General features: G+C 56.8%; 12 protein-coding genes and 1 pseudogene. 12 read left to right on the top strand and 1 reads right to left on the bottom strand.

Annotated features, from left to right (window positions below; genetic code table 11):
- Positions 1-233: 233 nt before the first annotated feature.
- Complete coding sequence (locus RA164_RS01020) at positions 234-644, top strand: DUF4279 domain-containing protein (protein ID WP_329742129.1); 411 nt, start codon at positions 234-236, stop codon at positions 642-644.
- A gap of 847 nt (positions 645-1,491) precedes the next feature.
- On the opposite strand, the pseudogene RA164_RS01025 reads toward RA164_RS01020, so the two are convergent.
- Positions 1,492-1,908, bottom strand: a pseudogene (locus tag RA164_RS01025) (IS30 family transposase); the annotation flags it as partial.
- 88 nt (positions 1,909-1,996) lie between these two features.
- Between RA164_RS01025 and RA164_RS01030 the strand changes: the two are divergent.
- The 11 genes from RA164_RS01030 to RA164_RS01080 all read left to right on the top strand — a co-directional run bounded on the left by RA164_RS01030 (position 1,997) and on the right by RA164_RS01080 (position 11,389).
- Positions 1,997-3,105, top strand: a protein-coding gene (locus tag RA164_RS01030) for an IS3 family transposase (protein ID WP_329740557.1) whose coding sequence is annotated in 2 segments (ribosomal slippage) — positions 1,997-2,258 and positions 2,258-3,105 — 1,110 coding nt in all. Because the reading frame shifts where the segments join, the coding sequence is not laid out codon by codon here.
- Positions 3,106-3,269: 164 nt separating this feature from the next.
- Positions 3,270-3,503, top strand: a complete 234-nt coding sequence (locus tag RA164_RS01035) for a hypothetical protein (protein WP_329742130.1) — start codon at positions 3,270-3,272, stop codon at positions 3,501-3,503.
- Between the two features lie 71 nt (positions 3,504-3,574).
- Positions 3,575-3,877 (top strand): hypothetical protein, encoded by a 303-nt coding sequence (locus RA164_RS01040; RefSeq protein ID WP_329742131.1) that lies wholly within the window; start codon positions 3,575-3,577, stop codon positions 3,875-3,877.
- Positions 3,878-3,979: 102 nt separating this feature from the next.
- Positions 3,980-4,390 (top strand): FosX/FosE/FosI family fosfomycin resistance hydrolase, encoded by a 411-nt coding sequence (fosX, locus tag RA164_RS01045; RefSeq protein ID WP_329742132.1) that lies wholly within the window; start codon positions 3,980-3,982, stop codon positions 4,388-4,390.
- Positions 4,391-4,553: 163 nt separating this feature from the next.
- Positions 4,554-5,159: a hypothetical protein gene (locus tag RA164_RS01050; protein ID WP_329742133.1), complete on the top strand. Its 606-nt coding sequence runs from the start codon at positions 4,554-4,556 to the stop codon at positions 5,157-5,159.
- A gap of 53 nt (positions 5,160-5,212) precedes the next feature.
- The gene (locus tag RA164_RS01055) at positions 5,213-5,599 is read left to right on the top strand and encodes a hypothetical protein (protein ID WP_329742134.1); all 387 of its coding nucleotides are present in this window, start codon (positions 5,213-5,215) and stop codon (positions 5,597-5,599) included.
- A 48-nt stretch (positions 5,600-5,647) separates the two neighbouring features.
- A complete protein-coding gene (locus RA164_RS01060; RefSeq protein ID WP_329742135.1) occupies positions 5,648-5,938 on the top strand; it encodes a hypothetical protein in 291 nt (96 codons plus the stop codon).
- Between the two features lie 433 nt (positions 5,939-6,371).
- A complete protein-coding gene (locus RA164_RS01065) occupies positions 6,372-7,760 on the top strand; it encodes a sugar porter family MFS transporter (protein WP_329742136.1) in 1,389 nt (462 codons plus the stop codon).
- A 252-nt stretch (positions 7,761-8,012) separates the two neighbouring features.
- Positions 8,013-9,380 (top strand): acyclic terpene utilization AtuA family protein, encoded by a 1,368-nt coding sequence (locus tag RA164_RS01070; protein WP_329742137.1) that lies wholly within the window; start codon positions 8,013-8,015, stop codon positions 9,378-9,380.
- Complete coding sequence (locus tag RA164_RS01075; RefSeq protein ID WP_329742139.1) at positions 9,377-9,700, top strand: AtuA-related protein; 324 nt, start codon at positions 9,377-9,379, stop codon at positions 9,698-9,700. Before RA164_RS01070 ends, RA164_RS01075 begins: the two co-directional genes overlap by 4 nt.
- A gap of 180 nt (positions 9,701-9,880) precedes the next feature.
- On the top strand, positions 9,881-11,389 hold the full coding sequence (locus RA164_RS01080) for a tannase/feruloyl esterase family alpha/beta hydrolase (RefSeq protein ID WP_329742140.1): 1,509 nt from the start codon (positions 9,881-9,883) through the stop codon (positions 11,387-11,389).

Here is an 11,389-nt window from a genome sequence, read left to right on the forward strand (position 1 = left end):
TCGCGGCATTCGTTCTCATGGCGCAAGGCGCTGTACTGTTAGTGCACCAGTTTTGGGCTGGCTCAGGAGTCGGGGCAGGTGCGGTAGCCGTATTTTCCGCCGGGTATGGCATATGGCTCGGCCTTCGTATACTCGTGCGTGCAAGTCGCTGGCAGTCGCGAAACAGCTTCTAACAAATCACTCAAGCGGACCCGCTGACGCGGGCCGCTTACCTCAAGCGTTAGGGCACAAGGATGGGAGTCCTAGATCATTCAATCGCAACACTTCGCCTCTTCGGTGACGACCTCGTCCCCGAGAACATCTCTGCCTTGTTGGGTGCGACCCCGACTGAGTCGTGGCGCAAGGGGCAAGAACTGATCGGCGCATCAACGGGCAATGTGCGTCGCGCTGCTACAGGCAGCTGGCGGCTCGAGGCAAGTCGCCGTGAGCCGGAGGATCTCGAAGCCCAAGTATTTGAACTTCTCAACCAACTTACGAACGACCTAACCGTCTGGAATTCGCTCTCTAGCTACAAGCCGAATCTCTTCTGCGGCATCTTCATGGGTAGTGGCAATGACGGCCTGCCGCTCTCATCAAAAGCTATGCTTGCTCTCGGCCAAAGGGGCATCGCGCTCGACTTGGATATCTATGATTCCATCGATTAGGCAGCTAGCGTTGAGCCCTAACCACTCGTCCAAGCGGACGCGCGTACCGCGCGCCGCTTAACTCCAGCGTTAGGTTTTCCATGCACATTGGACGCGCCAAGCTATTCTCTTTCATCTCGATCTGCCTCGTTCTGGCAGGATGCGGTAACGACCGAGCAGTCATCTGGTCCGCAAAAGCGGCGTCACCCAACGAACAACTCGTTGCTTCCGCCGAAACGACACAGGTTGCTGGTCCTGGTACAGCCTGGGTTGGCACTTCCGTTTACCTTGGGCAAGCCAACTCCGCTCATTCGCGTCTCATCCTAGGTTTCACCAACGACTCAGCTTACCCAGCGGGCTCAACAGCAGTTACATTACGCTGGGTATCCGATTCGCAGCTGGATGTTACGTATAAGCCCGGAACCACAATCGATTTTCAGGCGGTCAAGGCGCTCGGCGTAACCATCACCATCGAAAAGCAGGGTACTTAGACTCTATGCGGCCACATACGCACGAAGAACCTAACTCCTCGTTCAAGGCGGACGCGCTGATGCGCGCCGCTTAACTCCAGCGTTAGGCCCGTATGGACACATCACAGCACTCGCGCCCTTTCTGGATCGGCTTGGTTGCCTCCGCCACCTTCGTACCGGTACTTATGGCGCTACTAACAGCTCTCTCATCGGAGAGCATCATGGTCCCGCCGCTGTTGGTCCTGATCATGGGCGTTGTCATTGCCGCGCCCGTGGCGGTGCTCGTTGAACTGCCTTTGGCTCTTTGGCTCCGAAAAGTGGGCCGCCTCAACGCCACATATCTTTGCCTCGCTGGTGCACTAGTTGGCGCCTTGGCGCTTGGTCTTTACTCGGCGGTGTCAATCTAGAAGTGCACCATCGATGGCATCGGCCAGATCATCTCTGCCCATGGCACGGATGAACATTTCTGCAGGGCAGTGGTAATCGAGAGTGGCACGTGGCCGGAGGTTCATGCGTCGGGCGATCGCGTCGAGCTGCTTCTGGCTGTAGACCGACAAGTCCGTACCTTTAGGCAGGTATTGGCGCAGCAGGCCATTGGTGTTCTCGCAGATGCCGCGTTGCCAAGGGCTACGTGGGTCGGCGAAGTAGATCGCTAATCCAGTGCGCTCCGATAGCGTCCGGTAGAGCGCCATTTCCTTGCCCTGATCGTAAGTCAGCGTCTGGCGCAGTTCCGGTGGCAGCGGCCGGAATGCGCGGCTGAAGCCTTTCAGCGCATCCTCCGCCGAACACCCCTCCATCTTCACCAGCTTCAGGAAACGTGTCCGACGATCTGTCGACTCCCCGTAATCTTGATCCAGGCATAACTGGAGGTCTCCGGGCAAACTAGCCCCAAGGAGACCGAAGATGCGCAAGAGCAAGTTCACCGAAAGTCAGATCGTCGCGACGCTGAAGCAGGTCGAAGGCGGTCGGCAGGTCAAAGATGTGTGCCGCGAGTTGGGCATATCGGACGCCACGTACTACGTGTGGAAGTCCAAGTATGGCGGGATGGAAGCGTCCGACATACAGCGGCTGCGCGACGTCGAGGCGGAGCACGCCAAGCTCAAGCGGATGTATGCCGAGCTGGCGATGGAGAACCACGCGCTGAAGGATCTGATTGCAAAAAAGTTGTAGACCCGGCGCACAAGCGCCCGCTGCTGACGTGGTTGATGAATCACTACGGCTGGAGCGAGCGCCGGGCTTGTTCGGCGATGGGCTTGTCGCGATCAACGGCGCGTTACCGCCGCCGACCGGATCGGGACGAGGAAGTGATTGCGCTGCTCGCTGAACTGGCGGAACGGTTTCCAGAGCGTGGCTTCGGCAAGCTGTTTCAGCTGATTCGACGCCGCGGTCTGGTGTGGAACCACAAGAGGGTGTGGCGCGTGTATTGCCGGATGCAACTCAATCGCCGCCGACGCGGCAAGAAGCGTGTACCGAACCGGCATCCGATGCCCTTGGCGGCTGGCGAGCAGATCAACGCTAGTTGGTCGATCGACTTCATGTCCGACGCCCTGTGGGATGGGCGGCGCTTCCGGACGTTCAACGTGATTGACGACTTCAGTCGCGAAGCACTGGCCATCGAGGTCGACCTCAACCTGCCCGCCACGCGTGTCATCCGCACGCTGGAGCGGATTGCGGCCTGGCGCGGCTATCCGGCCAAGCTTCGCCTGGACAACGGGCCGGAATTCATCGCACTGGCGCTGGCCGAATGGGCCGAGCGCAAAGGCATCACTCTGGACTTCATCGAGCCCGGCAGGCCCATGCAAAACGGCTTCATCGAGCGTTTCAACGGCAGCTTCCGCCGTGGCGTGCTCGACATGTACATCTTCCGCACGCTCACCGAAGTACGTGAGCACGCGGAACGGTGGCTGGCCGACTACAACAACGAGATTCCCCACGACAGCCTCGACGGGCTCACGCCCGTCGAATTCCGACTTCAGAACGACCCGGCAACCTCTAATTTAGCTTGGCACTGATTTACGGGGAGTCGACACAGTTATGGCACCGATCACTACGAAAGTGAGCACTCAAGATTGCAGTGGCACTCCTTGTCGCCTGGCTTGTCGTTAGTGCTCCATTGGCGCAGCATGCGGGCTGATCCATCATTGATGGGATTGGCACCCATCCACAAGGAGGCGGTATGAAGCAGAAAGCAGGTCTTTTGCTGGGTTTGGTGTTCGGTGTCGCAGGCACCACACTCGGCCTTTACTTTGCGTGGGTCGGCTTTTCTTCAACCCCATACGGTGGGCGGGAGCTCGGCTTCTTTTGCGGGGCAATGGGCGTGCTTGTCGGGGGCATCTGGGCATGCATCGGAACGGCATCGGGCTGCTGGCAAAAGCACGTCGCTGCTGTGGCACCGTCCCGCACGGCCTGACGACTCATCTAAGCGGATATGCCGACGCATGGTGCTGAACTCCTGCGCCTGGTGTCTCAGGGGACACTACCGTGACTATTGAAGTAATTTTTTCAGGGCTTGCCGTACTGATCTCTTTTGTATCGGTACTTTTTTCCTGGTTAACCGCAACTCGCGCCAACAAGATCAGTCAGGTCAATACCTTGATTGCCCTCAGGGCCTACTACCTTGAGGAATCCAGACGCCATACAGCACTCGCCAATGAGCACAGGGCTGATCCGTCGGTGTTCCAGTCATCGGCATGCTCATCGGAAGCCATGGCAGAGAAAGTGCGGAACATCGATGCACAACTGGCCAAGCATTACCACGAAGCTGTGAAGGTGGAAGGTGCCTGATGCTCCGATGTCGTTAGCGGCTCTTACGCCGTCTGATCGTTCATCTCGGCCGGTGCACGCAGTGCGCATGGCGTATTCCATGTTCCTTCTGGATTGGCGCGGATGAACGGTATCAGCCACATCACTTTCATCGTCAAGGACCTCGAACGGATGACGACGTTGCTCTGCAAGGGGCTGGGTGCGCGTGAGGTCTATGACAGTGCGGGCAAGAACCACTCGTTGTCGCGGGAGAAGTTTTTTGTGCTTGGCGGCGTCTGGATTGCAGCGATGGAGGGCGAGTCGCCCACCAGTCGCTCCTATCAGCATGTCGCATTTTCAGTGAATGCAGCGGAGCTCCCTGGTTACAGCGCAAGGCTCCAGGCGCTTGGCGTGGAGATCCGCCCGCCACGCGGCCGTATCGAAGGTGAGGGGCGGTCCCTCTATTTCTATGACTTCGACAACCATCTGTTCGAGCTGCACACGGGCAGTCTTCAGCAACGCCTGGCACGTTACCGTTTGGAGGATGGACACTAATTTTCGGTCAGTGAATGCATGTCGGACTCTTGCCTTGCGGAGCTGCGCGAACCGCATGCGCGTGGAAGGCTTTCCGACCGGACTGAGCGGGCCGCGAGTCATCCATTCCATGGCGCGACGCGTGCTGCTTGAGTAGAAAATTTTCTCGAAGAGGACAGTGTGGATGTCGCAGATTGTCGTAAGGCGTGTTGAATCTCGTTGGCAGGATCGTGTTCGCGACTACAGGGTCATCGTGGACGGTCGGGCGGTTGGTCGCGTAGGCAACGGCGGCGAGATTGCGGTTGCGGTCGAGCCGGGTACGCATACGGTGCACATGGCTATCGACTGGTGTCGTTCGAAGGCGCTGCAGGTTGATGTAAAGGCAGGTCAGGTCATTCAGCTGGAATGTGGCCCGAACGCAAAACCGCTGTTGGCGCTGGTTTATGCCACTGTGCTCTTCCGGCGCTGGATCTGGTTGCATCCGGGGTTCGCCGGTGCCGTACAGTATCCAGGTCAAACACAAGACAGGGAGGCGACCATGAAGCAGATCGAAATCAACCGGTGGGCAAGGGCGCGTGCCAGGGGCATGCTGATGTACGTGCTGGTTAGCGGCATCGTGTCGTTTGGCATACCCATGTTTGTCGTCATGACGTTTGTTTTCCATCATTCGAGGCTGCCGGTGGCTGAGTCTGCCGCGCTCTGGCTTGCCGCGGGAGCATGCTATGGATTCGCGACCTGGTTCGTGCAGGAGTTCCGTTATCGCAAGGCGGTTGGTCGGCCTGAGGGCTGAGGCGTGCATGTGGATGGCGATTCTCCGGTTTCCGAGCCAAAGGGTGGACTGCCATGAACGCTCAGGTCACGTTTCAGACGGATTTCTTCAGAGCGTCGCTTGGGGAGGAGAGCATGACCAACCCGGGCCGGATCGGCCGGGATCTCGCGTTTTGGCTTCAACGCGAGCTAAGGACACGTGGCGTCGAGTCCGCTGAGGTCATCGCCGAGGACTTCGGCTGGGTGGTCATGATCGCTCGCAAGCCCTGGAGGCTTTGGCTGGGGTGCGGCAACACGGACGATTCGTTGACCGAATGGAGCATCTTCGTCGTTGCCGAGGCGTCCGTGTTCAAACGCCTTCTTGATCGGGAGACCATTGCCGAAGCCACAAGGCGACTGTGGGAGCATGTGGAGGCCTTGGTTCACGACGTGCCCGGGGTGAGGAACATCGCGTGGTCGTAGGAGGAACCACGTTGCGTGGGGCCGACCAACGCTGACAGGAGGCCTGTCGTGGACTTCATGAAGCAGCTTGCCAAGGGACTCGTCGTGCTGACGATCGTCGATCTTGGCATGGTCGTGTTCGGCATCAGTCCTGAGTCGGCCAGGTTCCGGGTCGTCAGTGCGCTGGTCGGCTTCGGTGCGACTTTTTCGTTTCTGTACGACTACATGGATTTCGTCGGCATCATGAACTCGCTGGGTACCCCGGGCCTGGACAGCAGTCAGGCAACGTCAGCCACTGTATGGAAATTCCTCGGGGTGGTCTGCTTCGTGATCGCGGCCATCTGCCTTGTTGCGTGGTGAGGTCTGCTGGTTGGTGCGCTATCCGGCAGGTTCGCCATCATCCGCATGCGTCACCCATTTCGTCTATCTGCGTCATCGCCTTTCTGCGGGACAGTCCTGCTGGGCCGCTTCGGCCGTCTGGTGCTATCGATCTGCGCAGTTACATGCCTTGCGTCCGAAAATAAAGCATTGAAAATGAAGGGGATGGGTGATTTGGACGCTTTGCGGAGACATCCATCAGGCATGTGATAGGAGAATCAAATTCTGTGTTGGAGAATTAGCATTGGACGGAGCACATTTCCATATGTAACTGTGCTGGCAACGAAGGGGGGGCGGTCATCGTGATGAGTGGCGATGGCTCGGGTGGAAAAATCATCAATTTTGTCGGCATATATGAGCGAATTGAATGCAAATTTTAGGCATTCACTTGGTGTGCCGGCCCTTGGAGTAAATATTGAATACTCTTGTCTTGCCCGTTGAGGGCCATGCCAAAATGGCAACGGTCTTCATAGCTATACAGGCTAGCCTTGCCGGTTTGATGTTTGGTTTGGACATCGGTGTCATATCAGGGGCCGAGCAGTTCATCAAGCAAGAGTTTGCCATCACCGATCAGATCCTGGAATTGATCGTCAGCGCGATGATGGCTGGGGCGACCATTGGCGTGCTTGGAGCCGTGCGCTTGTCAGGGTCCTTGGGACGCAGGCACTCATTGATGATTGGTGCTGCGCTGTTCGTAATCGGCGCTGCATTATCTGCGCTTTCACCTTCCGCAAATGCACTAATTGGGGCGCGGGTCGTACTTGGGCTCGGTATTGGCATATTGATGTTCGCCGCGCCGATGTATCTGGCGGAAATTGCGCCAAGGCAAAGCCGAGGCGCCATGATTTCTGGCTACCAGCTGATGTTGAACGTCGGTATCTTGATTGCGTTTCTTTCTGATACCGCATTCAGTTATAGCGGTAGCTGGCGATGGATGCTTGGGATCATTGGGATCCCGGGAGTGCTCTTCCTTCTTGGTGCGATTATTTTGCCCGATAGCCCGCGTTGGTTGATGATGCGCGGACGAAGGGAGCAGGCGGCCAAGGTACTGATGCGTCTGCGCGGAGATGCGGCAAGTGTCGAGCGGGAGGTGGACGATATCGTCGAACAACTGACCACGCCGCAGCGTGGCTGGAAGATGTTCACGACCAACCGCAATTTCCGTCGTGCAGTAGGTCTCGGCATCGTGCTGCAGCTGATGCAGCAATTCACGGGCATCAACGTGGTGCTGTACTACGCGCCGAGGATTTTCGAAGGCATGGGTTATGCCACGACAGAACAGATGTGGTTCACGGCCCTGGTGGGACTCATCAATGTGGTCGCGTCGCTGGTTACGGTTGGCCTGATCGACAGGTGGGGGCGCCGGCCCATCTTGTGCATGGGGTTCGGTTTCATGGTCGTGGCACTCGGAATCGTGGGGGGCATGCTTGCGATGCGACCGATTACGCATGGCCAGCAGCTTTTCACCGTCGCCATGTTGCTCGTCTTCATCGCGGGTTTTGCAATGTCGGCTGGCCCGATCATCTGGACATTGTGCTCGGAAATACAGCCACTCAAGGGGCGTGATTTTGGTATCGGATGCTCCACGATCACCAATTGTCTGGGTAACGTGATTGGTAGCGTGACTTTTCTCAGTCTTCTTGACGGTATCGGTAACGCCAACACGTTTTGGCTGTATGCGGGGCTCAACCTGACTTCACTTGCTGTCACTCTGCTGCTGGTTCCTGAAACGCGTGGGGTCACCCTGGAAGGTATCGAAAGCAGACTTATGGCTGGTTTCCGACTGCGTGATATCGGACGTTGATCCAATAGTTGCAAACCTTTCCATGGGGCGCGGTTGAGATCAGTGGGATGAAATACAATAGATATCTCTAATCACGCGCTAAAAATATTCAATTTCTAATATGCGAAAACTGTTCGTATGATATGCACCGTCGGCCGCGTTGTGCATTTGTTTATGGCTGAATCGTGCATTGCGACCCTTTCGTGCGTGTGCTCCAGTAATCGTTGAATTATGGGGCCTCGAAATGTGATTTGAGATAATGAGGTATTGTTTATGACGAGCCGGCCGCGAACGCTTCGGTTGGGTTCAGGGGCCGGGTATTCAGGTGATCGTATCGAGCCTGCTGTCGAACTGGCTGAATACGGCAATATCGATTATCTGATCTTTGAATGCCTGGCTGAGCGGACTATCGCACAGGCACAAATGGAGCGTCTCCATTATCCGGAACGTGGCTTCGACCCGCTTCTGGAAGAGCGTATGCGACGTGTTCTTCCACATATGCATGATGCAAGCGGCGCCAGGAGGTTTCGCATCATCACGAACATGGGGGCTGCCAACCCGCAAGAGGCCGCACGTGTCGTGTGCAGGGTTGCCGCGGGCCTCGGAATACACGGACTGAAAGTGGCTACCGTGACTGGTGATGACGTGCTTGAGCAGATTCGCCAGGAAAAGTTTACGCCGCTGGACAACGGAACAACCCCGTTCATGCTCGGGGAGAGGCTTGTGTCTGCCAATGTCTACCTTGGGGCAGAGGGCATGGTCCGTGCGCTGCAGCAGGGGGCGGATGTCGTGATCACAGGTCGTGTTGCCGACCCGGCCCTGTTCCTGGCGCCCCAGGTTCTTGAATTCGGCTTGAGCTGGTCGGATTGGGGCGCGCTCGGTAAGGCGACTGTGGTGGGGCACCTTCTTGAGTGTGCAGGGCAGATCACCGGTGGATATTTTGCAGACCCCGGGTTCAAGGACGTGAGTGGTCTGGCGCGTCTGGGGTTCCCCATCGCGGAAGTATCGGAAAGTGGTCGGACCGTCATCACTAAAGTGGCTGGCTCGGGCGGGTGCGTTACCCAGCAGACCTGCGCGGAACAGCTGGTCTATGAGATCCACGACCCCTCCGCATACATCACGCCAGATGTTACGGCTGATTTCTCCACTGTTGCCTTCGAGCAAGAAGGTATTGACCGAGTCGTAGTTCATGGTGGGGGCGGGAGCGCCAAGCCCGAGCGGCTCAAGGTCAGTGTCGGTTACCTGGATGGTTATGTGGGCGAAGGCCAGATTTCATATGGTGGTCCGGGTGCATTGAGCCGCGGTGAGCTTGCACGTCAGGTAGTGCTTGAGCGATTGCGCATTGCCGGTGTGAAAGCAGATGCGATCCGGTCGGATTTGATTGGCGTGGATGCCTTGTATGGCGGAGGCCTTGAGCGAATGGTGAGCGAGCCGCCGGAAATCCGCCTGCGCGTAGCTGCTCGCTGCGCAACACCTGAAGATGCATTGCGAATCGGCCGCGAAGTCGAGGCGCTCTACACGAACGGACCCGCTGGTGGTGGTGGAGCCACAAAAACGATGAGGCAGTCACTTGCCATTGCGTCGATGCTGTGGCCCGCGGATCATGTCCAGATTCACGTGCATATGGAAATATCGCCATGATATTACGTCAGTTGGCACATGCGCGCACGGGCGACAAGGGCGATATTTCTAATATATCGATAATCGCCTATCACGAGGCGGATTACACAAAATTGTGCGCCGCCTTGAACACTGAGCGTGTCAAATCAAGGTTGGAGCAAGTGGCAGCCAAGGTGAATGGAGAAGATCCACAATTGACTGTCATGCGCTATCTACTTCCACGCATCTGGGCGTTGAATTTCGTCGTGACCGGAAGCCTGTATGGCGGTGTTACCAAGTCACTGGCGCTGGATGCGCATGGGAAGACACTGGGCAGTTTGCTTATGGATATGGATATCTAAGGCTGATGATCGGTAGGGTCGCGCTTGCACTATGAAATTATGGCTGCCTGATAAGCATTTTGATTCGGGCGCTATGAATGGTCTGGAGATGTGGAGCCTTTCATGCGGACTTTAGTCTTACTTTCGGGCATGGCGCTGCTACTGCTGGGTCCGCGCGCGTACGCGGATGAATGTAGCGTATTGACCAACGCCAAACTATCGGGTGCAACGGTGACGTCGGCCACTCCCGTGGCAGCCGGCCCATTTACAGTGTCGATGCAGGGGGCCAAGACACAGGTGAAAATGACGCTTCCTGCATTTTGCCGTGTACAGGGGGAGGCATCGCCAAAGATAAATTTTGAACTTTGGTTGCCTGCGCGACATTGGAACGGACGGCTGTTGTCCATCGGTAGTGGCGGCTTTGGCGGGTTTATTGACCTGAATTCACTTGGAAAATATCTGCGAAAGGGTTATGCGGTAACGGTGAATGACACCGGGCACAGTGGAAATGGCACTGCGTGGATGCATGATTCGAAGGCGCTGCTGGCATGGGGGCATGATGCGACCCATCAAGTCATCGGCCCGGCCAAGGCACTGGTGCGAGATTATTACGGAAAGCCTCAGACTTATGCTTATTTCATCGGCTGCTCCACCGGCGGTGCGCAGGCGATGGAAGAGGCTGAATTTTATCCGCACGATTTCAATGGTATTGTCGCCAAATCGCCAGGCATGGATTACACCGGGTTGATGCTTAGTTTCCTGTGGGGATTAAAGAGCGCGGATGATCATGTGACGATTCCGGTGAGCAAACTTCGACTTTTGCATGATGCGGTATTGCGGGAGTGTGATAGCGAGGACGGGGTTAAGGATGGTTTGCTCGGAGATCCGCTGGCGTGCCGTTTCGAGCCGGAGAGCATTGTCTGCAAGAAAAGTCGACATCGGAATTGTTTGACGGATGAAGAAGTCAAAACCGCTGAGTTGATCTATCAAGGGCCTCGCGACCCGCGCACTGGTGCGCAGATCTATCCAGGCTTCGTGCTCGGTTCCGAGGCCGGTTCGGCGACCTTGACCACCGCGGCGGGCGATAGCTTCATGCTCAATGGCTGGACTCTGATCCAAGGCCTGATGGCAAAGCAGTATGCCATCCCGCTATTGCAGAACATGGTTTTCGGTAAGAGTTGGGATTGGAAATCCTTCGATTGGGAACATGATGTGGCGCGCGTGAATGATGCATTGGGCGCAAAAATTGATGCCATGAGTCCGGACTTGGAGCCATTCGAGCGTGCGGGAGGCAAGCTCATCATGGTGCAAGGTTGGGATGATCCCCTGAATGCTGCAACACTGCCGATACAGTATCGACAGGACGTTATCTCGCTATTTGCGCGTGGCATTTCCCGGAAGCAAGCAGCGAATGTAGTCGACGGCTTTTTCCGTCTCTTCATGGCACCAGGCATGAGCCACTGCATAGGTGGTGACGGGCCGAGCAAGGTCGATGCCTTAAGTGCTGTGGTCAAGTGGGTTGAGCATGATGAGCCGCCTGCTGAGCTGCTTGCAACCAAAATAAGCATGCCTTCTGAAAAGCCGACGCGGCCACTTGTGAGACGTCCTCTTTGCCCGTATCCGCGCTATGCGCGTTACACGAAAGGCAGTCCGGATATTCCACAAAGCTTTCGTTGTGTCAGGCCGAGTGTCCAGGCCGCACTGAATTAG

Source organism: Dyella sp. A6 (assembly GCF_036320485.1).
GTDB lineage: Bacteria > Pseudomonadota > Gammaproteobacteria > Xanthomonadales > Rhodanobacteraceae > Rhodanobacter_A > Rhodanobacter_A aluminiiresistens.

Excerpts from the sequence above, each read along its gene's own strand:
- RA164_RS01035 (WP_329742130.1), top strand. The coding sequence starts at position 3,270 with ATGAAGCAGAAAGCAGGTCTTTTGCTGGGTTTGGTGTTCGGTGTCGCA.
- RA164_RS01020 (WP_329742129.1), top strand. The coding sequence starts at position 234 with ATGGGAGTCCTAGATCATTCAATCGCAACACTTCGCCTCTTCGGTGAC.
- fosX (WP_329742132.1), top strand. The coding sequence starts at position 3,980 with ATGAACGGTATCAGCCACATCACTTTCATCGTCAAGGACCTCGAACGG.
- RA164_RS01070 (WP_329742137.1), top strand. The coding sequence starts at position 8,013 with ATGACGAGCCGGCCGCGAACGCTTCGGTTGGGTTCAGGGGCCGGGTAT.
- RA164_RS01050 (WP_329742133.1), top strand. The coding sequence starts at position 4,554 with ATGTCGCAGATTGTCGTAAGGCGTGTTGAATCTCGTTGGCAGGATCGT.
- RA164_RS01055 (WP_329742134.1), top strand. The coding sequence starts at position 5,213 with ATGAACGCTCAGGTCACGTTTCAGACGGATTTCTTCAGAGCGTCGCTT.
- RA164_RS01075 (WP_329742139.1), top strand. The coding sequence starts at position 9,377 with ATGATATTACGTCAGTTGGCACATGCGCGCACGGGCGACAAGGGCGAT.